Raw genomic sequence first — 24,850 nt, 5'->3', positions numbered from 1 at the left:
TTGTGAGTCGGGTTGAGGTTCAGGGGCGCGCGGCGATCACCGTGATTTCCACCAGCACCGACGGCCGCGCCAGCAGCGCCTGCACCGTGGTGCGGGTCGGCGCGCAGCCTTCGGGCAGCCAGGCGGACCAGATGCCGTTCATGGCTTCGAAGTCCGCGGCGATGTCCTTCAGGTAAATGGTCGCGCTGAGGATGTTCGCCTTCCCGGTGCCGGCTTCAGCCAGTAGTGCGTCGATCTTCGCCAGCACCTCGCCGGTCTGGCCCTGGATATCGGTGGCCTGACCGGGCACCTGCCCGGAAAGGAACACCAGCGAGCCGAAGACCATAGCGCCGGAAAGGCGGTCGTTGGTGGCGATGCGTGTGAGTTGCATGGTGGGTCTCCTAAATCCGATGGAATCAGCCGGCCAGCCGTTCGGGGGTCAGGCCGCTGGTGTCGATGGCGGGTTTGCTCCCACTGATCTGCGCGGCGATCAGCTGTGCGCTGCCGCAGGCCAAGGTAAAACCGAGAGCGCCGTGACCGAGGTTGAGCCACAGGCCGCGCGGCCCGCACGCGCCCACCAGCGGCACGCCAGTGGGTGTGGCCGGGCGCATGCCGGCCCATTCGATGGCGGCGCCGTAATCGCAGGCGTTGGGCAGGGTATCCGCCGCCTGCTGGCGGATCAGCGCCAGCCGCTTGGGCTCCAGGTTCGGGTCGAAGCCGACGATGTCGACCATGGCGGCAATGCGCAAGCGCTCGCCGATGCGCGCGTAGACCACCTTGCGGTCGTAGTCGGTCAGGCTCACGTCCGGCGCGTGATCATTGGCGCGGATCGGCGCGGTCAGGCTGTAGCCCTTCAGCGGATAGAGCGGCAGACGCGGCCCGCGCGGCAGCAGTGCTGCGCTGCGGTAGCCGGCGGCGAGCACGACGTGATCGGCCTCGAAGCTTTCCACACCAGCCGCCCCGCCCGCCTCCACGCCTGCCACCGCGCCGTTGCGCAGAATCAGCCGGGATGCCGGATGGCCATAGAGGGTGCGGCAGCGCCCGGAAGCCTGAAGCCGCTCCGCCAGCCGCTGGCAGAACAGGAAGCAGTCGGCAACCTCCTCGTCCGGCGTATGGATGCCACCGACGAAGGGCGCGCGCTCCAGCGCCGGGTCCAGCTCGCGGCATTGCTGCGCCGAGAGGACGAATTGTTCGGCAGGGTCGGACAGGTTCTGCCTCGCACTGAGGAAGCTGCCTTCATCGCGGAAGGCCACCAGCTTGCCGTTGCGCCGCCAGTCGAAGCCGTCCAGCCCATCCTCGCGCCACTGCGCCAATGTAGCCTGGCTGAACAGCGCAAGACGCAGAAGGTGTTTGGCGTTGGCCTGGTTCACCGAGCGCCGGCAGGCGGCGGTGAACTCCAGCAGCCAGCGCCATTGCGCCGGGTCCAGGCGCGGGCGCAGGCGCAGCGGCGAATCGCCGCGCAGCAGCCAGCCCAGCGCCTGCTGCGGCACGCCGGCATCGGCCAGCGGCGCGACATAGCGGTAGGACAGCTGGCCGCCGTTGGCGAAGCTGGTTTCCAGCCCGGCCTGATCCCGCGCCTCCAGCACGGTGACGTCGAAGCCTTCGAGGACCAGCGCCTGGGCCGTGGCCAACCCGACCACGCCCGCGCCGATGATGCAAACCCGCTGTGTCATTGCCGTCTCACTGCCCATCCAAACCTGGCCTCGACCTTAGGCGCGGGTGACAGGCGGCGAACAATGAATAAATATGGGTAACCCATAAACCAGGGTTATACCCTGGCGAATCCGCCTACGAGGCAAGCCATGCGCCTGCGCCATATCGAAGTGTTCCAGGCCATCCGCGAGACCGGCTCGGTCAGCGGCGCCGCGCAATTGCTGCACGTCTCGCAGCCGGCGGTGACCAAGGTGCTGCAGCATGCCGAGCAGCAGTTGGGCTTCCCGCTCTTTCTCCGTGTTCGCGGAAAGTTGCAGGCGACACCCGAGGCGCTGGAGCTGGAGCGCGAAGTGGCCAAGGTCAGCGAAAGCCTGCAGGGCGTGCGGCGCCTTGCGCAGAGCCTGCGCGGCCAGCCGGAGAACCGCCTGCGCGTGGGCGCCACGCCAGCGATGGCGCTATCGCTGCTGCCGCCAGTGATCCGCGAATGGACCGACCGCTACCCGCAGAGCAGCTGCGAACTGGCCACCCAGCACTCCCGCGAACTGGTGCAGAACCTGCTGATGCGCGAACTCGACCTCGCCCTCACCCTGCAGCAGACCGACCACCCCGGCCTGCGCTCGCAGCCCATTGCCAGCGGCCCGCTAGTCGCCCTGGCGCCGCACGACCACTGGCCGACTGAACGCCTCGGCCAGCCGTTGACGCTGGACGAGCTGGCCGGCGAGCCAATGATCGGGCTGTCCACCTCCGACCCGCTGTCCGCCCGCCTGGAAAGCCATCTGGCCAACGTCGAACCGCCACCGCGCGTGCGCATCGCGGTGCAGACCTATGCGTTGGCAAGAACGCTGGTGGAAGCCGGCACCGGACTGGCTCTGGTCGATCCCTTTACCGCCCTGGGCGCCGACGAACGCCTGACGGTGCAGCGCACCCTGTCACCCACCGTGAAGGTGACGCTCTACGCCCTCACCCGCGCCGACGAAACCCCGCCGCACACCCAGGCGCTGCTGCTGGAAATGCTGGTGCGGCATGCCGAGAAGCAACTGGCGCAGCACCGCTTCGAATAGTTTTCCCGGCAGTGCGGGCAAGCAGACCGGGCGGATCAACATCCTTGGTTTAAAATGGCGCCCCATCTGCGCCCTTCTTCACCCGTGGGCGTTCAGGACACCGTTGAACCGGAATCGACAAGGAAAGCCATGTCTCGCGAGCAAGCCGACGCACTGCACCAACAAGCCATGAACCTGGACGACCAGGGCGATAGCGATGCGGCCCTGGCGCTGTATCTCCAGGCCATCGAGCTCGCACCGGAGAAGTCGGAAACCCACTACAACATCGGCCTGATCTACAAATACCGCGGCGACTGGCCGGCTTCGCAGCGTTACAACCAGCAGGCCGTCGACCTGACGCCGGAAGATGAAGCAGCCAACTGGAACCTCGCCATCGCCGCCACGGCGCTGCGCGACTGGAGCTGCGCGCGGGCCGTATGGAACCGGCTCGGGATCGCCATCGAGCTGGGTGACCAGCCCATCGAGGCCGACTTCGGCATGACCCCGGTGCGCCTGAATGCCGACGAGAGTGCCGAGGTCGTATGGGCACAGCGCATTGACCCGGTGCGCGCCAGCCTGCTGAACATCCCCTACCCGGATTCAGGCTTCCGCCATGGCGACATCGTCCTGCACGACGGCGCCGCGGTCGGCTACCGCGAAAACCAGGGCCGCGAATATCCGGTGTTCAACGTCCTCGAGCTGTTCACCGCCTCCCCGCACAGCACCTACGAAATCGACCTCCGCCTCGGCTCGCCGGAAGACCTCGACGAGCTACAGCAACACCTGGATGAGCTGGAGATCGCCAACGAATCCTGGTCGAAGAACGTGCGCGTGCTGTGCCGCCAATGCTCGGAAGGCCACCCGCACGAGCAGCACGATCACGAGCTGGAGGAAGAGGAAAGCTGGCAGCAGGAGCAGTTGCTTGCCGTCGCTACCAACGACGAAGCCCAGTTGCGCGCGGTCCTGGCCGACTGGGCGAACGATCAGCGGTGCGTCGAGCACATCGAATGCACGCTGGAAGGTGTGCGTTCCTGAAGCGATGTTGCGAATGAAAAGACAGCCCCCTGCCGCACCAGGGAAGCGCCGCCGGGATGCGTGGTCCGACGGCGCCGCGCCGACAGTCCCGGCGCGGCAGGAAGCTGCGTAAAACTCAGCGGCCGTAGCGCTCGCGGCCCCAGGCGATGAAGGTTTCCAGCAGGCGCCGGAGCACCTGGGCGGTCGGTGCGGCGAGGTCTTCGCGGTAGCCGAAGGGCGCGCGCTCATCCATGTAGTTGCACTGCGCGAGCTCCAGTTGCACCGCGTGCACGTTGTCCTGCGGCTGGCCGTACTGGCGGGTGATGTGCCCGCCCTTGAAGCGGCCGTTGAGGATGTGCCGGTAGGCCGGAGCATCGGCGCACACCGCGACCAGTCGCTCGGCCAGTTCCGCGTCGCAGCTCGCGCCGCTGTTGGTGCCGATGTTGAAGTCCGGCAGCTTGCCGTCGAACAGGTGCGGGATCACCGAGGCAATTGAGTGGGCGTCCCACAGCAGCGCGTAGCCGAATTCGGCCTTCAGGCGCGCCAGCTCCCCGGCCAGGGTGCGGTGGTAGGGCGTCCAGACTTCGGCGAGGTAGCGCGCGCGCTCTTCGGGCGACGGCGTCTGGCCGTCCTTGAACAGCGGGCGGCCGTCGAACAAGGTATCCGGGTAGAGGCCGGTGGTGGCGGTGCTGTACAGCGGCTTGTCGTCGGCCGGGCGGTTGAGGTCGATGACGTAGCGCGAGTAGCCGGCAGCCAGGGTGCTGGCGCCCAGTTCGTCGGCGAAGGCATAGAGCTGCGGGATGTGCCAGTCGGTGTCGGCCAGCTCGCGGGCTTCATCTACCAGGCCGTTTTCCACGGCTGGGGTCAGGCGGATGCCGGGGTGCGGCATGCTGATCAGCAGCGGTACGCGACCGCGTTTGAATTCGAGAACGTTGTCCATGGGGCTATCTCCACTCCAAGCGAGATGAGTTCATTTTCGTGGTGAAAGTCCGTGCCAATGCTTCCCCCTCACCCCAGCCCTCTCCCGAGGGAGAGGGAGCCGTCCGTACCGGCTGACACCTTGGTTTCATCCTGCACTGATCGGTCCCCTCGCCTTTCGGAGCGGGGCGCGCAGCCAGGGTTAGGGAGAGGGGCTTTTGATCTTGTGGATTCAAAGCTCTTCGCCGTGACGAATGACGCGCTTGGGCAGGTCGCCACCGAGCCAGTAGGCGAGTTCGGCGGGGCGCTGGATATCCCAGGCGATGAAGTCGGCGACCTTGCCCGCTTCCAGGCTACCGTGGCTGCCGGCCATGCCCAGTGCGCGCGCGGCGTTGAGGGTGACGCCGGCCAGCGCTTCTTCCGGGGTCAGGCGGAAGGCGGTGCAGGCCATGTTCAGCATCAGGCGCAGGGACAGCGCGGGCGAAGTGCCGGGGTTGAGGTCGCTGGCGATGGCGATGTGCACGCCGTGCTTGCGCAGGGCATCCATCGGCGGCAGCTGGGTTTCGCGCAGGACGAAGAAGGCGCCCGGCAGCAGCACGGCGACGGTGCCGGCCTCGGCCATGGCGATGGCGTCGCTCTCGTCCATGAATTCCAGGTGGTCGGCGGACAGCGCGCCATAGCGCGCGGCGAGGCTGGAGCCATGCAGCGAGGACAATTGCTCGGCGTGCAGCTTCACCGGCAGGCCCAGGCGCTGTGCTGCCTGGAATACCCGCTCGACCTGCGCCGGGGAGAACGCCAGGTGCTCGCAGAAGGCGTCTACCGCGTCCACCAGCCCCTCTTCGGCCAGCGCCGGGAGGATGTGATTGCAGACCTGCTCGATGTACTCGTCAGCGCGGCCGGCGTATTCCGGCGGCAAGGCGTGGGCGGACAGGCAGGTGGTGCGCACCGTCACCGGCAGCTCCTGCTCCAGGCGACGGGCAACCCGCAGCATGCGCTGCTCGCTGTCCAGGTCCAGGCCGTAGCCGGATTTCACTTCCAGCACGGTCACGCCATCGGCCAGCAGCGGGCGGGCGCGCTTGATGGCGCTGGCCAGCAGTTCGTCCTCGCTGGCTTCGCGGGTGGCGCGCACGGTACTGGCGATACCGCCGCCGGCTGCGGCGATCTCGGCATAGCTGACACCGTTCAGGCGCTGCTCGAACTCGCCGCTGCGGTCACCGCCGAACACCAGGTGGGTATGGCAGTCGATGAAGCCGGGCGTGACCCAGGCGCCGCCCAGGTCGGTGCTCTGGATGGGGCGTTCGGGCAGTTCGGCGCGCGGGCCGATCCAGATGATGCGCTCGCCCTCGGTGATGATCGCGGCGTCCTCGATGATCGAGTAACGGCCGTCCTTCATGGTCGCTGCGTGGCAGTGCTGCCAGAGGTGCTTCATTGCAGTCTCCCGATGCTCGCGCCGACGCTGTGCAGCGCCGCCGGGTTGGCCAGCAGCTCGGCGGCGCGGGCGATGTCCGGCGCCAGCCAGCGATCGCTGTCATAGGCCGGCACCTGCTCGCGCAGCAGGCTCCAGGCGCAGTCGGTGCCGCTGCCGAAGCGCTGCGGCTTGAGGAATTCGAAGGCCTGGGCGGCCAGCAGGTATTCGATGGCGAGGATGCGCCGGCTGTTGTCCAGGGCGCGGCCGAGCTTGAGCGCGGCGCTGGTGCCCAGGCTCAGGTGGTCTTCCTGCAGGCCGGAGGTGACGAAGTTGTCCACCACCGCCGGCTGCGCCAGCTGGCGGTTCTCGCCGGCCAGCGAGGCGGCGACGTACTGCACGATCATCATCCCCGAGTTGACCCCCGGCTGGCTGACCAGGAAGGCCGGCAGGCCGCTGACCAGCGGGTTGATCAGGCGGTCCAGGCGTCGCTCGGAGACCCCGCCCAGCTCGGCCACGGCGATTGCCAGCAGGTCGGCGGCCATGGCCACGGATTCGCCGTGGGGGTTGGCCTGGGACACCACCCGGTAGTCGTCCGGCGTACCCAGCACCAGCGGGTTGTCGGTGGCGGAATTGAGTTCGGTCTCGATCTGTTTCGCCGCATGCTCCAACTGGTCGCGGCAGGCGCCGTGGATCTGCGGCATGGAGCGGATGCTCAGGGCGTCCTGCGTGCGGATACCCTTGCTGCTCGCGATCACTTCGCTGCCCTCGAGCAGCGCGCGCAGGTTGGCGCCGACCTTCTGCATGCCCGGATGCGGCTTGAGCGCGATGATCTCGGCATCGAACGCGTCGATCTGCCCGCGCAGGGCTTCGAAGCTCATGGCGCCGATCACGTCGGCCCACTGCGCGAGGCGGTTTGCCTCGTCGAGGGCGAGGCAGCTCAGGCCGGTCATGCAGGGTGTGCCGTTGACCAGGCAGAGCCCGTCCTTGGCGCCCAGCTGCACCGGCTCCAGGCCTTCGGCGGCCAGCGCCTGGAAGGCCGGAACCACTTCGCCGCGATAGCTCACTTCACCGATCCCGAGCAGCGCCACGCCGACATGGGCCATGTGGGTCAGGTAGCCCACCGAGCCCTGTGCCGGTACGCGCGGGGTGATGCCGTGGTTGAGCAGCGCCAGCAGTGCTTCCACCACGCGACGGTGCAGGCCGGATTTGCCATGGCTGTAGTTGGCGATGGCGGCGGCGATGATCGCGCGGGTCTGTTCGTCCTTGAGCGGCTCGCCCACGCCGCATGCATGGCTGAGCAAGGTGTTGCGCGACAGCTGCGCCAGTTGCTCGCCCTGCAGCACCACGTTGCACAGCGCACCCAGGCCGGTGCTGATGCCATAGGCCCGCTCGCCCCGGCTGACGATGCTCTCGACGATGCCGTGGGCGTTGTCGATGCGCGCCCAGGCGGCCGTCGACAGTTGCAGGTGCGCGCCCTGGCGGGCCACCTCGACCAGGTCCTGCCAGCGCAGCGGGCCGTTGCCGAAGGTGATGGTGGAAGAGGACGACATGCGGAACTCCTGTAGGCGGGGAAGCCCCCTTCCCCGCCGGCGAATGGTGTTACAGCGCGGCGACGCGGCGCTGGACGAAGCGGTCGACGTACTCGTCGGCGGGCTTGTGCAGGATGTCGGCGGGCGCGCCCACCTGGATCAGCTGGCCGTCCTTGAGGATGGCGATCCGGTTGCCGATACGCACGGCTTCATCGAGGTCGTGGGTGATGAAGACGATGGTCTTGTGCAGGGTCTTCTGCAGCTCCAGCAGCTGGTCCTGCATATCCGCGCGGATCAGCGGGTCGAGGGCGCTGAAGGCTTCGTCCATGAGGATGATGTCGGTGTCCGCGGCCAGTGCGCGGGCCAGGCCGACGCGCTGGCGCATGCCGCCGGAAAGCTGGTGCGGGTAGGACTTCTCGTAGCCCTTCAGGCCCACGGTGGCGATCCAGTGCAGCGCGCGCTCCTGGCACAGCGCCTTGCTCTCGCCACGGATCTTCAGGCCGTAGGCGACGTTGTCGAGCACGCTCTTGTGCGGCAGCAGGCCGAAGCTCTGGAACACCATGCTGATCTTGCGCCGGCGGAAGTTCTCCAGCGCGGCGGCGTCGTAGGCGAGGACGTCCTCGCCATCCACCAGGATCTGCCCGCTGGTGGGGTCGATCAGGCGGTTGAAGTGGCGCACCAGGGTCGACTTGCCGGAACCGGACAGGCCCATGATGACGAAGATTTCCCCGGCCTCGATGGACAGCGAGAGGTCGTTGACGCCGACCACGCAATCGGTGGCGGCGAGCACCTCGGCCTTGCTCTTGCCCTGGCGGATCATCGCCAGCGCCGCATCGGCCTTGGCGCCGAAGATCTTGTAGACGTTCTTGACCTGGATCTTGCTCATTTGCTGGCCTCATGGTGGCGCGAGCGGCCGTATGCCTGGGTGATGCGGTCGATGACCACGGCGAGGATGACGATGGCCAGACCCGCTTCGAGCCCCTTGCCGACGTTGAGCGTCTGGATGCCCACCAGCACGTCCTCGCCCAGCCCGCGGGCGCCGATCATCGAGGCGATGACCACCATCGACAGGGCCATCATGGTGGTCTGGTTGATGCCGGCCATGATGCTCGGCAGCGCCAACGGCAGCTGCACGCCGAACAGTTGCTGGCGGCGGTTGGCGCCGAAGGCGGTGATGGCTTCCATCACCTCGCGGTCGACCTGGCGAATCCCCAGGTCGGTGAGGCGGATCAGCGGCGGAGCGGCGTAGATCACGGTGGCGAAGATCGCCGGCACCTTGCCCAGGCCGAACAGCATCAGCACCGGGATCAGGTACACGAAGCTGGGCATGGTCTGCATGATGTCCAGCATCGGCAGCAGCACCGCGCGGAAGCGGTCGCTGCGGGCGGCGACGATGCCCAGCGGGATGCCGATCAGCACCGAGATGATGGTCGCCACCATCATCAGCGCGAGGGTCTGCATCAGCTTGTCCCACAGGCCCACGGCGCCTACCAGGAACAGCAGGCCGACGATGACCACGGTCGGCAGGATGCGCCGGGTGGCGTGCCAGGCGATGCCGGCGACGATGGCCAGCATCAGCCACCAGGGAGTGGCCCGCAGCACGCTCTCCAGGTTGACGATGGCCCACAGCAGGGTGTCGGAGATGTGGCGGAACACGTCGCCGTAGTTGGTAACCAGGGCATCGACCCAACCGTTGACCCAGTCGGCGATGGAGAAAGTGAAGCGTTCGGGAAACATGGCACGTACTCGTCAGGAGTGGGCATCACCGGGGAAGCAGAGCCTCCCCGGATTCGGCGGCGTCAGAGCGCGGCCTGGACCTTCTTCGCAGCGTCCTCGCTGACCCAGGTGGTCCACACTTCCGGGTGCTCCTTGAGGAAGGCCTTGGCCAGTTGCTCGGAGGAGAGTTTCTCCTTGGCCATCTTCGCCAGGTTCTGGTTCAGCAGGTCGATGGGCAGGTTGACCTTCTCCAGCACCGCCACCAGTTCCGGGGCCTGATCGTGGAAGGCCTTGGACAGGCCGACCTGGATCTTCACGTCCTTGTTCACGCCCGGCTCGTCCAGCTTCACCAGGTCGGCCTGGCCCATCAGCGGCGTCGGCGACCAGTAGTAGAAGAGGATAGGCTCCTTGCGCTTGTAGCTCGACAGCACGGCGGCATCCAGGGCCGGGCCGGTGCCGGGGCGGAAGTTGGTGTACTTGTCCTCGAGGCCGTACTTCTTCAGCATCTCGGAGTTTTCCAGCTCGCAGGTCCAGCCGGCCGGGCAGTTGTAGAAGCGGCCCTTGCCCGGCTCTTCCGGGTCGCGGAAGACTTCGGAGTACTGCGCAAGGTCGGTCACGGCCTTCAGGTTCGGCGCCTTGGCTTCGATGTTGCGCGCCTTGTCGCCCTCGATCACGAAGCGCGGTACGTACCAGCCCTCGGTGGCGCCGACGATGGGCGCGCCCACGCCGACCACCTTGTTCGCGGCGGCGGCCTTGTTCCAGGCGTCGCTGCGGCCAATCCATTCCTCACTGAATATCTGGATGTCGTTGTTCGCCAGCGCCTGCTCCATGGTGATGGAGTTGCCCGGCAGGCTGTCGGTTTCGCAGCCGTAGCCGTTCTTCAGGATGATCTGCATGAGGTCGGTGAGCAGCATGCCGCTCTCCCAGTTCAGCCCGGCGAACTTCACCGGCTTGCCACTCTCGCACCAGCCGGCGGCCTGGGCCGACGCCAGGGTGCCGCCCAGCAGTCCGGCGGACAGGAACAGGCCCAGCAGCGTCTTCTTGGTGTTGTTCATCTGATGCTCCTAAACGTGAATGAGGTTGGGCAGTGCAAGGGCCGCGCGTGCTTGTGGCCGCGCGGCCGGGCCGGTCTGTTCAGGTGCGGGCCGGCAGGATCAGCCGGTCCGGTACTGCCCGCGTGATGCGGCGGGCGACCAGGTAATAGAGAACGGCCGGAACCACGAGGCCGATGATCCAGGAGATATCCACGCCACCCAGGGCATCCACCAGCGGGCCGGTGTAGAACTTGGTGGAGATGAAGGGCAGCTGCACCAGCACGCCGATCACGTAGACGCTGATGCCGGGGATGTTCCAGCGGCCGTAGCGGCCATCGGGATCAGCCAGCGCCGGCACGTCGTAGTGCTCGCGGGTGATGCAGTAGTAGTCGACCAGGTTGACCGCGCTCCACGGGGTGAAGAAGGCCAGCAGGAAGAGGATGAAGGACTTGAAGGCGCCAAGGAACGAATGCTGGCCGAGCAGCGCGATCAGGGTCGCGGCGCCGACGATCAGCAGGACGAATACCAGGCGCTGCACGCGGCTCACTTCCAGGTGGCCACGGAAGCCGCTGATCACCGTGGCGATGCACATGAAGCTGCCGTAGGAGTTCAGCGTCGAGATGGTGATCTTGCCGAAGGCGATGCTGAAATACAGCAGCGCGGCGACGGCGCCACTGCCGCTCAGGCCGACGATGTAGGCCACTTCATGGCCGGCGAACTGGCCGTTGGCCCCGGCCGCGGCGAACACGCCGAAGATCATCGCCACCTGCGCGCCGATCACCGAACCTGCGCCCACGGCGAGGAAGGTCTTCACCGAGGAAGTCTTGCTCGGCAGGTAGCGCGAGTAGTCGGCGACATAGGGGCCGAAGGCGATCTGCCAGGACGCCGCCAGGGACACCGCGAGCAGGAAGCTGCTCCAGCTGAAATGACGAATCTGCAGCAGCGCGCTGACGTCGGTCTGGTTCACCAGGCGGCTGAACAGGTAGATGAAGGCGATCACCCCGATGACGCTGGCGATGCGACCGATCACGTGGATCACCCGGTAGCCGAGCACGGTCACCAGCACGATCACGCTGGCAAACATCAGGATGCCGACGCTGTCGCTGACGCCGAACAGCTGGCCCAGCGCCTGGCCGGACAGCACCGTGCCGGTGGCGGTGAAGCCCAGGTACATCAGGCACACCAGCACGATCGGAATGGCCGCGCCGTAGACGCCGAACTGCACGCGGCTGGAGATCATCTGCGGCAGGCCGAGCTTCGGCCCTTGCGCGGCATGCAGCGCCATCACGCCGCCGCCCAGCAGCTGGCCGATGAGCAGGCCGATCAGCGACCAGAACACATCGCCGCCCAGCACCACGGCCAGGGCGCCGGTGACGATGGCGGTGATCTGCAGGTTGGCACCCAGCCACAGGGTGAACTGGCTGTAGAGCTTGCCGTGGCGCTCGGCCTCGGGGATGTAGTTGATCGAACGCACTTCGATCAAGGGTTTGGAGCTATCACTGGCCTGGGACATCGTTATTGTTCTCCCGAAGGGATTTATTGTCTGTCGATGTACTGCTGCTTCACGGACCGGGCCGCCGCACGACACCGTGCGGCGGCCCTCTCCCTGGTCCTGAATTTCTGCTACCGAATTACCGGTCCGTAGGGCGCATAACGCGCCAGCGTTATCCGCCGACACAACGGCGGATAACCTGTTCCAGGTTATGCGCCCCACGCGATTACTTGCCGGTGATCATCGGCAGGTTCAGGCCCTGCTCCTTCGCGCAGTCGATGGCGATCTGGTAGCCGGCGTCGGCATGGCGCATCACGCCGGTGCCTGGGTCGTTGGTCAGGACGCGGGCGATGCGCGCCGCCGCTTCGTCGGTGCCGTCGCAGACGATCACCATGCCCGAGTGCTGGGAGAAGCCCATGCCCACGCCGCCGCCGTGGTGCAGCGAAACCCAGGTGGCGCCGCTGGCGGTGTTCAGCAGGGCGTTGAGCAGCGGCCAGTCGGACACGGCGTCGGAGCCATCCTGCATGGCCTCGGTTTCACGGTTCGGGCTGGACACCGAGCCGGAGTCGAGGTGGTCGCGGCCGATCACGATCGGCGCTTTCAGCTCGCCGCTGCGGACCATTTCGTTGAACGCCAGGCCGAGCTTGGCGCGCTGACCCAGGCCGACCCAGCAGATGCGTGCCGGCAGGCCCTGGAAGCTGATGCGCTCGCGGGCCATGTCCAGCCAGCGGTGCAGGTGGGCGTCGTCCGGGATCAGCTCCTTCACCTTGGCGTCGGTCTTGTAGATGTCCTCGGCGTCGCCCGACAGCGCGGCCCAGCGGAACGGACCGACACCACGGCAGAACAGCGGGCGGATGTAGGCCGGGACGAAGCCGGGGAAGTCGAAGGCGTTGTCCACGCCCTCTTCCTTGGCCATCTGGCGGATGTTGTTGCCGTAGTCGAAGGTCGGGATGCCCTGCTTCTGGAACTCCAGCATGGCTTTGACGTGCACGGCCATGGACTGCTTGGCGGCTTTCACCACGGCTGCCGGGTCGGTCTGAGCGCGGTCGCGGTACTGTTCCCAGGTCCAGCCGGCGGGCAGGTAGCCGTTGAGCGGGTCGTGGGCGGAAGTCTGGTCGGTGACCATGTCCGGACGCACGCCGCGCTTGAGCAGTTCCGGGAGGACTTCCGCGGCGTTACCCAGCAGGGCGATGGAGATGGCCTTGCCTTCGGCGGTGTACTGGGCGATGCGCGCCAGGGCATCGTCGAGGTCCTTGGCCTGCTCGTCGACGTAGCGGCTGGCGAGGCGGAAATCGATGCGGCTCTGCTGACACTCGATGTTCAGCGAGCAGGCGCCGGCCAGGGTCGCGGCCAGCGGCTGGGCGCCGCCCATGCCGCCCAGGCCTGCGGTGAGCACCCAGCGGCCCTTGAGGTTGCCGTCGTAGTGCTGACGGCCGGCCTCGACGAAGGTTTCGTAGGTGCCCTGGACGATGCCCTGGCTGCCGATGTAGATCCACGAGCCGGCGGTCATCTGGCCGTACATCGCCAGGCCCTTGGCATCCAGTTCGTTGAAGTGTTCCCAGTTGGCCCAGTGCGGCACCAGGTTGGAGTTGGCGATCAGCACGCGCGGGGCGTTGGCGTGGGTCTTGAAGACGCCGACCGGCTTGCCCGATTGCACCAGCAGGGTCTCGTCTTCATTCAGCTCCTTCAGGGTCGCGACGATCTTGTCGTAGCACTCCCAGTTGCGCGCGGCGCGGCCGATGCCGCCGTACACCACCAGTTCCTTCGGGTTCTCGGCAACTTCCGGGTCGAGGTTGTTCATCAGCATGCGCAGCGGCGCTTCGGTCAGCCAGCTCTTGGCGTTCAGTTGGGTGCCGCGCGGGGCACGGATTTCGACGTCGCGGAATTTGGTCACGGAAGGCTCCTTCGCTTTGCTCGGGTCGTTGGCCGTGGGGGCGGCCTGGCGGTTCGTTCGACGGTGTCGAGGGGTCGCCACCATCATGTCTATGCTTGTATGTACAAGTATAAGCAAAGCGAGGGCCAACCTTGGCTGGCGGGGTATTCCGCCAGCTATTCACCTAGATCAACTGATTGATTTATAAGGATTAAAACAGAATTCTAGTGATTCGCTGGCGGCTGACAGACATCGCTGTCCTTCAGACAATTGCACCAAAAGCAGGCTTCGCTGCACCGTTTCGTTGCGTTCGGTAACACCGCTCGCTACCAAGGGACACAGGTTGTATAGACAAGCTATGTCCGAGCAGGAAATGCAAGTCGGCAGCGAACCGCATACTGCCGCGCTACTTCAACGCCGCATCGATCCGCGTCGCCGCCTCCGCCGTCACCCACTTCGACCACAGCTCCCGATGCTCGCGGAAGAACGTCGCCCGCACGTCCGCCACGTCCCGGTGGTGCTCGGCCATGTCCGCCAGCAGCGCGTTGAACAGCGGCAACGGCAGCTCGACCTTCTCGAACACCTGCACCAGCGCCGGCGCCTTGTCATGGAAGTCGCGGGACACGCCGATGCTGATCTTCGCCGGCAGCGAGCGCGAGCCCTTCGGGTTGGGATCGTTGACATCGGTCAGGGTCTTCCACGCCGCCTCGTCGAACGGCGGCTCCTCCAGCTGCACCAGCTTGAAGCGCCCCAGCAGCGGCGTCGGTGCCCAGTAATAGAAGAGCACCGGCTTGCCCTGGGCGATGGCCGAGCTGATCGCCGCATCCAGCGCAGGGCCGGCGCCGGTGCGGAAGTTCACGAAGCTGTCCGTGAGCCCGTAGGCCTTGAGCTTCTGCGTGTTGACGATCTCGCAGGTCCAGCCGGTGGGGCAGTTGTAGAAGCGACCCTTGTCCGGCTCCTCGTCATCCTTGAACAGCGCCTTGTACCTGGGCAGGTCGCTGACGGACTTCAGCTCCGGCGCGGAGGCCTTGATGCCCCGCTTCGCGTCGCCGTGCACCACGTAATCCGGCACCCACCAGCCCTCATTCGCGCCCTTCACCGTCTCGCCCACGGAGAACACCTGGCCGGCCTTCTCCGCCTGCTGCCAGACGGTGCTGCGCCCGGCCCATTGCTCGCCGGTGACCTGGATGTCGTTCTGCTTCAGCGCGTTCTCCATGGTCACGGTGTTACCCGGCACGGCGTCGGTCTGACAGCCATAGCCCTTCTCCAGGATGAAGCGCAACACGTCGGTGGTGAACATGCCGCTTTCCCAGTTCAGCCCGGCGAACACCACAGGCTTCGGGTAGGGGCAGGCGGCGAAGGTCTGCGCGCACAGGCCCAGGGCCAGCAGCAGCGCGAACAGGCAACGAGGGGTGGACATGGGCGTCTCCGGGCGCGTTGGTGTCCCATTGGGTTTAGCCGCCGATCCGCGTTTTGCCCACGACCATCGGACTGGAAATGCCACCGGCGGTGACATTCACTCCCTCCATGCACCACCGCACGCCAGGGTGAAATACCGAACCACGCGCCCCTGCGTGCCATGGCATAGCGATTGCTATACCTGTATATACAGGAACGATCCACGGTAACACTTTCACCGAACCCAGGATGCTGACATGCCCGAAACCCTGCTCCTGACGCCCGGCCAGTTCGACCTCGACCAGCTGCGCGCCATCTACCAGCACCAACCCGACCTGCAGCTCGCGGACCATTGCCGCGAAGCCATCCTGCGCAGCGCGCAGACGGTCAGCCAGATCATCGCCGACCAGCGCACCGTCTACGGCATCAACACCGGCTTCGGCCTGCTGGCCCGCACCTCCATCGCCGAGGACCAGCTCGCCACCCTGCAGCGCAACCTGATCCTCTCCCACTGCACCGGCACCGGCCCGCTGCTGGACGACGCCAGCGTGGCGCTGATCATGGCGCTGAAGATCGGCTCGCTGGCGCGCGGCTTCTCCGGCGTCGGCCTGCCGGTGATCGAGACACTGCTCAAGCTGTACCAGGCGCGGGTCTACCCGTGCATCCCGTCGCAAGGCTCGGTGGGCGCCTCGGGCGACCTCGCGCCGCTGGCGCACATGTCCTCGACCCTGCTGGGCGTCGGCCAGGTGCGCCATGAAGGGCGCATCCTCGAAGCCACCGAAGGCCTCGCCATCGCCGGCGCCGAGCCGCTGGTGCTGGGGCCCAAGGAAGGCCTGGCGCTGATCAACGGCACCCAGGTTTCCACCGCGCTGGCCCTGCACGGGTTGTTCGCGGCGGAGAAGCTGTTCATCTCGGCCGTGGTCGCCGGCAGCCTGACGGTGGAAGCGCTGAAGGGCTCGTTCGTGCCCTTCGATGCGCGCATCCAGGAAGTACGCGGCCAGCCGGGGCAGATCGCGGTCGCCGCGCTGTACCGCGAGCTGCTGCACGACAGCCCGATCAACCACTCGCACATCGACTGCAAGCGCGTGCAGGACCCGTACTCGCTGCGCTGCCAACCTCAGGTGATGGGCGCATGCCTGGATCACCTGCGCTTCGCCGCTGGCGTTTTCCTGCGCGAGGCCAATGCCGTTTCCGACAACCCTCTGGTATTCAGCGCTGACGGCGATGTTCTGTCAGGCGGTAACTTTCACGCCGAGCCGGTGGCCATGGCCTCCGACGTGCTGGCGCTGGCGATCTCGGAGATCGGCGCGCTGTCCGAGCGGCGCATCGCCCAACTGGTGGACCCGGCGATGTCCGGGCTGCCGGCCTTCCTGGTCAAGGAAGGCGGGCTGAACTCCGGCTTCATGATCGCCCAGGTCACCTCGGCGGCCCTGGCCTCGGAAAACAAGACCTGGGCCCACCCGGCCTCGGTGGACAGCCTGCCGACCTCGGCGAACCAGGAAGACCACGTCTCCATGGCCACCTTCGCCGCCCGCCGCCTGCAGGACATGGCCGGCAACAGCGCCGGCGTGGTCGCTATCGAATTGCTCGCCGCCGCGCAAGGCGTGGATTTCCACGCGCCGCTGCAGAGTTCTCCACAACTGCAGGAAGTGCGCACGCTGATCCGCAGCCAGGTGCCGCACTACGAGCAGGACCGCTACTTCGCCCCGGACATCGCCGCGGCGCGGGCGTGGGTGGAGGATGGGGTGATGAGCCGCTGGATCGGTTACGCGCGGCTGTACTCGTAACCACGACGTAGGGCGCATAACGCCTGTGGCGTTATCCGCCGCTCGGTGATGACGGCGGATAAAGCGTTCCGCTTTATCCGCCCTACGGTTGGAGCGCAGCGATTGATGGGTATCGCTTCGCTCCACGCCATCCTGCAAATGCAAAGGGCGCCTCCCGGCGCCCTTTTCTGTTCAGCGTGCATCGAGTTCGATCACGCAGATATCCGCACGACCCGCCACTGTCAGCTGCCACTCGCGCAGCGCTCCATCACCCTCGACGATCAATGTGTCATGCAGCCCCAGCACACCACTGGCCGCACCGTTCAGGCTGGCATGGATGCCCTCGCCAGCACTGAACAGCAGCACGGTCGAAGCGCTGCTGAAGAAGTGCGCCGAGCCATCCAGCTTCAGCCATTGCAGGCGCGCACGGTAGCGAGCCGGCGAATAGATCAGGTTGAAGTCGCGGATCGCGCCACCCAGCAGCGTGCAATCCACCGCACTGGCGCCATCGAAGGCAAAGGCATCGAGCGCGCGCAGGTCGCGGGAGTCGGCGCCGTCCACCTTCAGCCGCATGCCCTCGCCTTCCAGCACGCTGATGACGCGCTGGTAGCCGGTGAACCCGGAGAACGGGCCCGGTGCGCCGACGTCAGCGATGGACACGCGCCAGCCGAAACCTTCCAGGCCGTCGCCGGCGTCGCGGACGATCTCGCGGGTGGTGCCCGCGCCGTTCTTCCAGGGCATTGCCGGATAGTCGGCGGCGCGCAGCAACTTGGTTGCGATCATGAACTGAAACGTCCTTCCAGGCGGTAGCGCGAGCCCGGATACAGCAGGCGCGCGCTGGTGACGGTATTGCGCCCCGACCAGGTGCGCCGGCGGATCAGCAGGCACGGCTCATGGCGGTCGACGGACAGCAGCTTGCATTCCTCTGGGCTGGGCAGCACCGCCTCGACCACGTGCTCGCCCTCGCTCAGCGGCGCCACTTGTGTGAGGTAGGCGAACGGCGTCTGCCCGGTGAAATCCTGCTTCATGTAGTCCGGCGCCACGGCCGCGTTGACGTAGCGGTCCTCGATCTGCACCGGGATGTCGTTCTCGTAGTGCACGATGATCGAGTGGAAGATGCGCTGCCCTTCGCGCACATCCAGCGCCAGCGCGCGCTCGGCGGTGGCCAGTTCCTCGATCAGGCTGACCACCACGCAATGATGCTTGTGGCCACGGGCGGTGATTTCCTCGGCGATGTTCTGCACCTGGAACAACGCCGACTGGCCCTTGGGCTCGGCGACGAAGGTGCCCACGCCCTGCATGCGCACCAGCAGGCCGTCGGCGGTCAACTCGCGCAGCGCGCGGTTGATGGTCATGCGGCTGACGCTCAGTTCCTCGACCAGCTCCGCCTCGGAGGGCACGCGGTGGTGCGGCGGCCAGGTGCCGGACTGGATCTGCTGGATGATCAGCTGCTTGACACGGGCATACAGCGGCGCGGGAATTTCCCCCATCTGCGCGGCGAGCGACGAACCCTCGGCGGGCGGGGTAGGCGTGGACGATGCGGGCACGGGAAACTCCTTGTCGTGGCGACGGCTGGTCTGACTCCGGCATGTACCGGATTCGACCGGTGCATACAAGTCCTCTGACGACCGTCGGGTGCCTTGCAGTTTACGGTCTCGGCAAACGTCTGTATATGTATATACAAATTCCCCGCTTATTTAACAAGAACCCTGCGAGGCCCCGCGCATGCCCGTCCTGTTCGCCGAAACCGCCCTGCTGCCCTCCGGCTGGGCGCGCAATGTCCGCTTCGAGATCGATGCCGACGGCCTGTTCACCGCGATCACCCCGGACGCCAGCGCAGAGGGCGCCGAACGGGTTGCCGGGCCGCTGCTTGCAGGCATGCCGAACCTGCATTCGCATGCCTTCCAGCGCGCCATGGCGGGCCTGGCGGAAGTCGCCGGCAACCCCAACGACAGCTTCTGGACCTGGCGCGACCTGATGTATCGCCTGGTCGGCCGCCTGTCGCCCGAGCAGGTCGGCGTCATCGCCCGCCAGCTGTATATCGAGATGCTCAAGGCCGGCTACACCGGCGTCGCCGAATTCCACTACGTGCACCACGACGTCGACGGCAAGCCCTACGCCAACCCGGCGGAACTGGCCCTGCGTGTCAGCCAGGCGGCGACGGACGCCGGCATCGGCCTGACCCTGCTGCCGGTGCTCTACTCCCACGCCGGCTTCGGCGGTCAGGCGCCCAGCGAAGGCCAGCGCCGCTTCATCAACAGCACCGAAAACTACCTGAAACTGATCGACGGCCTTCGCGCCCACCTGGCGACGCAGCCGCAGCAGGGCCTCGGCCTGTGCTTCCACTCCCTGCGCGCAGTGACGCCGCAGCAGATCGCCGAGGTGCTCGGCGCCGATTCCAGCGGTTGCCCGGTGCACATCCACATCGCCGAGCAGCAGAAGGAAGTCGACGACTGCCTGGCCTGGAGCAGCCGTCGTCCATTGCAATGGCTGTACGAGAACGTCGAGGTGGATGAGCGCTGGTGCCTGGTCCACGCCACCCACGCCGAAGCCGACGAAGTGACCGCCATGGCCCGCAGCGGCGCGGTCGCCGGCCTCTGCCTGACCACCGAGGCGAACCTGGGTGACGGCATCTTCCCGGCGGTGGATTACCTCGCCCAGCACGGCCGCTTCGGCATCGGCTCGGACAGCCACGTATCGCTCAGCGTGGTCGAGGAACTGCGCTGGCTGGAATACGGCCAGCGCCTGCGCGACCAGCGCCGCAACCGCCTCTACGGGCAGGACCAGCCGATGGTCGGCCGCACCCTGTTCGATGCAGCGCTGGCCGGCGGCGCCCAGGCCCTCGGCCAACCCACCGGCGGACTGGCGGTGGGCAAGCGCGCCGACCTGCTGGTGCTGGACGGCGGCGACCCGTACCTGCAGACCGCCCGTGGCGACGCCATCCTCAACCGCTGGCTGTTCGCTGGCGGCGATCGCCAGGTGCGCGACGTGATGGTGGCCGGGCAGTGGCGCGTGCGCGGTGGCCGGCATGCCCTCGAAGAGCAGAGCGCCCACGATTTCGCGGACGTCCTCCGCGAGCTGCTGGGCTGATCCAAACGCCTTTGCAGGATGGCGTGGAGCGCTGCGATACCCATCGATAGCCCTGGCTAGACAGCATGGGTATCGCTCCGCTCCATCCTACGTCGAGGCACACGGTGAGATTCGGGAAATGCCGGCCATGAAAAAACGCCCCTCGGGGCGTTTTTTCGTCAGGGCGCGGTGGAGGTCTCCCCCGCCCGCCAGATCAGGTCGTCGGTCTGGTAACCGCGCTCGTGAGCCAGCTCCAGCAGCTTCATGCGGGTGGCGTCCGGCACCACCGGCTGGCGCGAGAGCAGCCAGAGGTATTCGCGGTTGGGGTTGCCGACCAGCGCGGTCTGGTAGTCGTCGTCGACATAGAGCACCCAATAATCACCCTTGGCGAGGCCGGGGAAGATCCGCGAGAAGGTGTTGTCGAAGCGCACCCAGAGCTTGTCGGTGCGGCCCGGCACCTGCGCCTCGGCGCGGCCGGCGGCCTGGTCCCATTCGCCGTCCCTGGTCAGGCAGCGGTTGGTTACGGCGATGCTGGCATCGTCCTGCAGGCGGTAGTGGGCTTCGGACTGCGCACACTGGCGCTGGAAGAACATCGGCTTGCGCGCCAGCTCGTACCAGGTGCCCTCGTAGCGCTTGAGGTCGACCTGCACGGTCTGCGGTGGCTGCTGGGTGGAGCCCGCGCAGCCACTCAGGGCGGCGAGGCAGGCCAGCCAGGTGAGGGATCGAGGGGTGTATCGACGCATTCTCTCCTCCTTGGCCGCCTGCCCTGCCCGGGCGCTCTTATTTCAAACCCTGGGCGGAGAACAGCAGCACTTTGTCGCCGGCGTACTGGATGCTGATGAAGGCCTTGTCGTCACCCCAGGTGCAGCTGGAAACGCCCAGGGCGCCGGAGCATTCGGTGGGCTTGCCGAGCAGGCTTTCCACTTCAGCCTTGGCCATGCCGGTTTTGATCTTGGAATAGTTCTCCTGGTTCACTTTGCTGCAAGCGGCCAGGACGACACAGAACGCGACGAGCGCGAGGCGGCGGAAGGACATCGACAACTCCATTGTTTTGGGGGGAGGCCAACAAGCTTGGCACAGGGCGACCGGTTCGGCCGCCGGGTTGGAGTCAGAAACGTGAGCCAGGTTCCGTGAGGAACGAAGCTTCTTCAGCCGTGGAGTCGCGGCCGAGAATGGCGTTGCGGTGGGGGAAGCGGCCGAAGCGCTCGATTACCACCTGATGCTTGCGTGCGTAGGCGAGGTAGCCGGCGAACAGCACCTTCTCGCTCTCGCTGGATTCGCCCTGCAGGGCTTCATACAGGCGCACTGCCTCGTTCTGGCTGGCCAGGTCCTCGGCGTGCTCCAGCACGATGTAGACAAACACCCGCTCGATGCGCGGCAGCTGGCGGTCGAAACCGGCCTGCAGTCCCTGGCGCACCAGTTGCTGGGCGCGAGCGTCGCCGGCGTAGGCACGCGGAGAATCGCGGAAGACCATGCGCGGCAGTTGGTCCAGCAGCAGGATCAGCGCCAGCCAGCTCTGCGGCTCGTGCTCCCACTCCTGCAGCCCGCCGTCCAGGGCCTGGCGCACCAGGCCGCCGAAACGGTTTTCCGAGTCCACGTCCTGGCAGCCGCTCTTGCCGAACCACAGCGCGTTGCGCTGGGCGGCGACCTCATTGGCATCCAGCGCAGTGCCGAACCACCAGTCGAGCAGGGTCTGCCAGGGCGCGGTGCTCATCAGCCTTCCAGGTGGTAGGCGGTGGCGCGCTCGACTTCTTCCTTCGAGCCCAGGAACACCGCAACACGCTGGTGCAGGCTATCGGGCTGGATGTCGAGGATGCGCTGGCGGCCGTTGGTGGCGGCGCCGCCGGCCTGCTCGATGATGAAGGACATCGGGTTGGCTTCGTACATCAGGCGCAGCTTGCCGGGCTTCTCCGGCTCGCGGGAATCGCGCGGGTACATGAACACGCCGCCGCGGGTCAGGATGCGGTGCACGTCGGCCACCATGGAGGCGATCCAGCGCATGTTGTAGTTCTTGCCCAGTGGGCCTTCCTTGCCGGCCAGCAGCTCGTCGACGTAGCGCTTCACCGGGGCTTCCCAGTGGCGCTGGTTGGACATGTTGATGGCGAATTCGGCGGTGCTGGTGGGCACGGTGATGTTGTCGTGGGTCATCACGAAGCTTCCCAGCTCGCGGTCCAGGGTGAAGCCTTTCACGCCGTTGCCCAGGGTCAGGATCAGCATGGTCTGCGGGCCGTAGATGGCGTAGCCGGCGGCGACCTGGGTGGTGCCCGGCTGGAGGAAGGCTTCCTCGCGCAGGCTGTCGTTCTGGCTCAGGTACTCCTGCGGGCAGCGCAGCACGGAGAAGATGGTACCGACCGAGACGTTGACGTCGATGTTGGAGGAGCCGTCCAGCGGGTCGAAGACCAGCAGGTAGGCGCCTTTCGGGTACTTGCCCGGAATCTGGTAGGGGTGGTCCATTTCCTCGGAGGCCATGCCGGCCAGGTTACCGGCCCACTCGTTGGCTTCCAGGAGGATTTCGTTGGACAGCACGTCCAGCTTCTTCTGCACCTCGCCCTGCACGTTCTCGGTTTCCATGCTGCCGAGCACGCCACCCAGCGCACCCTTGGACACGGCGTGGCTGATCTCCTTGCACGCGCGGGCCACCACTTCCACGAGGTGACGCAGGTCGGCCGGGGTGTTGTGACTGCGGGTCTGCTCGATCAGATAGCGGCTCAGGGTAACGCGGGACATGGAAGACTCCAGGGGAGAAGATGGAAAAAATCAGGGCGCATTCTAGCGTGGAAACGACCGCGATGCCTCCTTGCGCAGAGGCTCGCCGAATGCTTGGAGCCCGCCGCGCACGGGCAGTTCCCCAAAGGCGATCGGCCCCGCGACCTTCGGCCGCGCGGCGAGCGGTGCGCTGGAAAGAAAGCGGGGTGACGGCCGCAACCGCCCGTCACCCCGCGACGCTCGGATCAGACGATCAGAAGTCCAGGCTCAGCGCCAGGTTGATGCCCTGGGCCAGGTCGTCGCTGCTGCGGTGCGCGCTGTAGCCGCCGCGCAGCGACAGCTCCGGGGTCAGCTTCTGGGCGAAGCCGATGGTGGCACGCTGCAGGTGGCTCTGCGGGGTGTAGCCCTGCAGGCTGAAGCCGACGTCCGGCAGGCTGGTGAAGTTCATCCCGACGTTCTGGGTGTCGTCGGCGTATTCACGCTCCACGGCGACCTCGCCGAACAGCTGGGTGTCCTGGGACAGGTCCAGTTTGCCCTGCAGGCCGACGCCGAGGCGGCGGGAGTAGCGGTTCTGCTCTTCAAAGGCCAGCGCGGTGGAGCGGCCGCTGCCCTCTTCGTAGCTGTCCACCTTCACCCGCGCCCAGTCGGCACTGACGAAGGGCGACAGGTGCCAGTTCTCGCCACCCTGGGCGATGTCGTAGCCCAGGCGGCCACTGAAGGCCAGCAGGCTGCCGTCGGTATCGGCCTTCTCCTCGACCTCGTGGTTGATGATGGAGAACTTCCGATTGGCGTCCTCGTAGTCGAGCTTGCCGCCGGTCACGGACGCGTCAGCCCACCAGCGGTTCTGCTGGAACTGCACGAACAGGCTGCCCAGGTAGCTGCCCAGCTTGTAGTCGGAGTCGTCGGAGCCCAGCTCCAGCTTCTGCCGGTAGAAGCCCAGCGAGCCGCCGACACGCCAGGCGTCATCGAGGCGGTAGCTGGTGCCCAGGGTCAGGTTGGCGCCGTAGCCGGAGCCGTCGGCCGCGCTGTCCTGATCGTCGTAGTCCAGGTGCTGTGCGCCCCCGGTGACGAAGCCGCGCCACTGGCCGGTGCCCTGCCAGTTTTCCCAGTCCGCCAGCCACTGGCTGCGCAGTTGGTCCTGGTAGGCGTTGTACGTGCCCAGGGCCATTTCCGGCAGCATGGTCGCTTCCCACGGGGCGGAGAGCACCGAGTAGGCGTAGTCGGCGATCAGGCTCTGGCCGGCGATGGTCGGGTGCACGCCGTCGTTGAAGATCAGCTTGGTCGGATCGGGGTTGGTGCCGTGGCGGCCGTACACCGCGTTCTCGGGGCAGCTGTTGCCGCTGAAGCAGGTGCCGATCAGGTTCTGGTCGGTGGCCAGGCCATAGGCGCCCGGATTGGCCAGTACTTCCTTGAACATTGCCGGGATGTTCAGCGGAATGACGTTGGCGTCGGAGGCCGCCAGCTGGCTGACCAGCTCCTCGTTGAAGATGCCCGACAGCTGGGTGCCGAAGGACTCCAGCGCAGTGCCATTGGTGGCCGGGGTCTGACCGAGGTCGGGCAACAGCCAGACCATGATGTAGCGCGCTCCGGCGTTGTGCAGCGCATCCACGCTATCCACCAGGCGGCCGGCCGCAGCGCGGGCTGTGGGGTCGTTGGTGATGCGCAGCTGGAGGAAGTCGTTGCCGCCACCGGTGAGGTAGTAGAGCGCGTTCGGGTCGGCGCGGTTGTTCACCAGGTAGCCGTCGCGGGTGCGGCTCGTGGAACCGGAGGTGACCACCGAGCCACCGGCTGCAGTGATCGAATCGTAGATCTGGTCGGTGCGGTAGCCGCCGACTGCCCAGTTGTTGCCGTCCACGGTGCCGGGGACCAGCGATGTCGAGGGGTTCAGGTCGGTGCCACTGATGCCCAGCTTGCCGCCCAGGATCATCGGTGCGGTGGGGCCGAAGATCTCGCCGCTGCCGTCCAGGTAGGTCGGGCCGACGCGGTTGGTGAAGCGGATGCTGGCGCCGGCCGGGCCGCCGGCATCGGCGAACTGTCCGGAATCGCTCAGGCTGTCGCCGAAGACGACCAGGGTAGAATACGGCGAAGGGGCTGCGGAGGCCTGTGCGGCAATGGCCAACGCGCACGCAGCCGCCAGCGGGGTGAGCGCCTTTCTGATCATTCTGCTACTCCATGCTTTGTTGTTATTGGTAATCAGAACAACCCAGACAGTATCAGAATTTCTACAGGCGACACCCCTATCTTGCGGCGATCCG

Annotated in this window: 22 protein-coding genes; 4 read left to right on the top strand and 18 right to left on the bottom strand. The window is 66.6% G+C overall.

Annotated elements, in window-relative coordinates:
• Nucleotides 1–19 precede the first annotated feature (19 nt).
• The gene (locus IB273_RS23750) at nucleotides 20–370 is read right to left on the bottom strand and encodes a RidA family protein (protein ID WP_081515376.1); all 351 of its coding nucleotides are present in this window, start codon (nucleotides 368–370) and stop codon (nucleotides 20–22) included.
• 25 nt (nucleotides 371–395) lie between these two features.
• Nucleotides 396–1,652: a D-amino acid dehydrogenase gene (locus IB273_RS23745; RefSeq protein WP_192225167.1), complete on the bottom strand. Its 1,257-nt coding sequence runs from the start codon at nucleotides 1,650–1,652 to the stop codon at nucleotides 396–398.
• A 129-nt stretch (nucleotides 1,653–1,781) separates the two neighbouring features.
• Here IB273_RS23745 and IB273_RS23740 point away from each other — a divergent pair, with 129 nt between their 5' ends.
• Nucleotides 1,782–2,693 carry a LysR substrate-binding domain-containing protein gene (locus tag IB273_RS23740; protein ID WP_192225166.1) on the top strand — a complete coding sequence of 304 codons (912 nt, stop codon included), beginning with the start codon at nucleotides 1,782–1,784 and terminating at the stop codon, nucleotides 2,691–2,693.
• Nucleotides 2,694–2,822: 129 nt separating this feature from the next.
• Nucleotides 2,823–3,707 (top strand): tetratricopeptide repeat protein, encoded by an 885-nt coding sequence (locus tag IB273_RS23735; protein WP_192225165.1) that lies wholly within the window; start codon nucleotides 2,823–2,825, stop codon nucleotides 3,705–3,707.
• A gap of 115 nt (nucleotides 3,708–3,822) precedes the next feature.
• Here IB273_RS23735 and hutG read toward each other — a convergent pair whose 3' ends face one another.
• The 9 genes from hutG to IB273_RS23690 all read right to left on the bottom strand — a co-directional run bounded on the left by hutG (nucleotide 3,823) and on the right by IB273_RS23690 (nucleotide 15,076).
• Nucleotides 3,823–4,626, bottom strand: a complete 804-nt coding sequence (gene hutG, locus IB273_RS23730; protein ID WP_192225164.1) for an N-formylglutamate deformylase — start codon at nucleotides 4,624–4,626, stop codon at nucleotides 3,823–3,825.
• Nucleotides 4,627–4,836: 210 nt separating this feature from the next.
• Nucleotides 4,837–6,033: an imidazolonepropionase gene (hutI, locus tag IB273_RS23725; RefSeq protein ID WP_151188571.1), complete on the bottom strand. Its 1,197-nt coding sequence runs from the start codon at nucleotides 6,031–6,033 to the stop codon at nucleotides 4,837–4,839.
• Complete coding sequence (gene hutH, locus IB273_RS23720) at nucleotides 6,030–7,562, bottom strand: histidine ammonia-lyase (protein WP_192225163.1); 1,533 nt, start codon at nucleotides 7,560–7,562, stop codon at nucleotides 6,030–6,032. Before hutH (IB273_RS23720) ends, hutI begins: the two co-directional genes overlap by 4 nt.
• A 49-nt stretch (nucleotides 7,563–7,611) precedes the next feature.
• Nucleotides 7,612–8,427 (bottom strand): quaternary amine ABC transporter ATP-binding protein, encoded by an 816-nt coding sequence (locus IB273_RS23715; RefSeq protein WP_192225162.1) that lies wholly within the window; start codon nucleotides 8,425–8,427, stop codon nucleotides 7,612–7,614.
• Complete coding sequence (locus IB273_RS23710) at nucleotides 8,424–9,278, bottom strand: ABC transporter permease (protein WP_045215843.1); 855 nt, start codon at nucleotides 9,276–9,278, stop codon at nucleotides 8,424–8,426. The genes IB273_RS23715 and IB273_RS23710 overlap by 4 nt, the downstream gene beginning before the upstream one ends.
• Before the next feature lie 62 nt (nucleotides 9,279–9,340).
• Complete coding sequence (locus IB273_RS23705; protein ID WP_081515368.1) at nucleotides 9,341–10,312, bottom strand: ABC transporter substrate-binding protein; 972 nt, start codon at nucleotides 10,310–10,312, stop codon at nucleotides 9,341–9,343.
• A gap of 79 nt (nucleotides 10,313–10,391) precedes the next feature.
• Nucleotides 10,392–11,804, bottom strand: a complete 1,413-nt coding sequence (locus tag IB273_RS23700; RefSeq protein WP_192225161.1) for a purine-cytosine permease family protein — start codon at nucleotides 11,802–11,804, stop codon at nucleotides 10,392–10,394.
• A gap of 205 nt (nucleotides 11,805–12,009) precedes the next feature.
• Complete coding sequence (hutU, locus tag IB273_RS23695; RefSeq protein ID WP_081515366.1) at nucleotides 12,010–13,677, bottom strand: urocanate hydratase; 1,668 nt, start codon at nucleotides 13,675–13,677, stop codon at nucleotides 12,010–12,012.
• 385 nt (nucleotides 13,678–14,062) lie between these two features.
• On the bottom strand, nucleotides 14,063–15,076 hold the full coding sequence (locus IB273_RS23690; protein WP_151188574.1) for an ABC transporter substrate-binding protein: 1,014 nt from the start codon (nucleotides 15,074–15,076) through the stop codon (nucleotides 14,063–14,065).
• A 235-nt stretch (nucleotides 15,077–15,311) separates the two neighbouring features.
• Here IB273_RS23690 and hutH (IB273_RS23685) point away from each other — a divergent pair, with 235 nt between their 5' ends.
• On the top strand, nucleotides 15,312–16,841 hold the full coding sequence (gene hutH, locus IB273_RS23685; RefSeq protein WP_192225160.1) for a histidine ammonia-lyase: 1,530 nt from the start codon (nucleotides 15,312–15,314) through the stop codon (nucleotides 16,839–16,841).
• Nucleotides 16,842–17,012: 171 nt separating this feature from the next.
• Here the strand turns inward: hutH (IB273_RS23685) and IB273_RS23680 are convergent, their stop codons facing one another.
• Both IB273_RS23680 and hutC read right to left on the bottom strand, forming a co-directional pair.
• A complete protein-coding gene (locus IB273_RS23680; RefSeq protein WP_192225159.1) occupies nucleotides 17,013–17,603 on the bottom strand; it encodes a HutD family protein in 591 nt (196 codons plus the stop codon).
• Nucleotides 17,600–18,310, bottom strand: a complete 711-nt coding sequence (gene hutC / locus IB273_RS23675; protein ID WP_151188577.1) for a histidine utilization repressor — start codon at nucleotides 18,308–18,310, stop codon at nucleotides 17,600–17,602. The genes IB273_RS23680 and hutC overlap by 4 nt, the downstream gene beginning before the upstream one ends.
• Before the next feature lie 235 nt (nucleotides 18,311–18,545).
• Between hutC and IB273_RS23670 the strand changes: the two genes are divergently transcribed.
• Nucleotides 18,546–19,910 (top strand): formimidoylglutamate deiminase, encoded by a 1,365-nt coding sequence (locus IB273_RS23670; protein ID WP_192225158.1) that lies wholly within the window; start codon nucleotides 18,546–18,548, stop codon nucleotides 19,908–19,910.
• Between the two features lie 158 nt (nucleotides 19,911–20,068).
• Here the strand turns inward: IB273_RS23670 and IB273_RS23665 are convergent, their stop codons facing one another.
• The 5 genes from IB273_RS23665 to estP form a co-directional block, all read right to left on the bottom strand.
• On the bottom strand, nucleotides 20,069–20,632 hold the full coding sequence (locus IB273_RS23665) for a lipocalin family protein (RefSeq protein ID WP_192225157.1): 564 nt from the start codon (nucleotides 20,630–20,632) through the stop codon (nucleotides 20,069–20,071).
• Nucleotides 20,633–20,669: 37 nt separating this feature from the next.
• Nucleotides 20,670–20,924 carry an outer membrane protein assembly factor BamE gene (gene bamE, locus IB273_RS23660; RefSeq protein WP_081515360.1) on the bottom strand — a complete coding sequence of 85 codons (255 nt, stop codon included), beginning with the start codon at nucleotides 20,922–20,924 and terminating at the stop codon, nucleotides 20,670–20,672.
• 73 nt (nucleotides 20,925–20,997) lie between these two features.
• A complete protein-coding gene (locus IB273_RS23655; protein ID WP_151188579.1) occupies nucleotides 20,998–21,603 on the bottom strand; it encodes a DUF924 family protein in 606 nt (201 codons plus the stop codon).
• A complete protein-coding gene (locus IB273_RS23650; protein ID WP_081515358.1) occupies nucleotides 21,603–22,616 on the bottom strand; it encodes a class 1 fructose-bisphosphatase in 1,014 nt (337 codons plus the stop codon). Before IB273_RS23650 ends, IB273_RS23655 begins: the two co-directional genes overlap by 1 nt.
• Nucleotides 22,617–22,848: 232 nt before the next feature.
• On the bottom strand, nucleotides 22,849–24,756 hold the full coding sequence (gene estP / locus IB273_RS23645) for an esterase EstP (protein WP_192225156.1): 1,908 nt from the start codon (nucleotides 24,754–24,756) through the stop codon (nucleotides 22,849–22,851).
• Nucleotides 24,757–24,850: the final 94 nt, after the last annotated feature.

It is taken from the genome of Pseudomonas sp. PDM19, from assembly GCF_014852215.1.
Lineage (GTDB): Bacteria > Pseudomonadota > Gammaproteobacteria > Pseudomonadales > Pseudomonadaceae > Pseudomonas.
The sequence above is the reverse complement of the archived record's forward strand: the minus strand, read 5'-3'. Positions and strand labels throughout refer to the sequence as shown.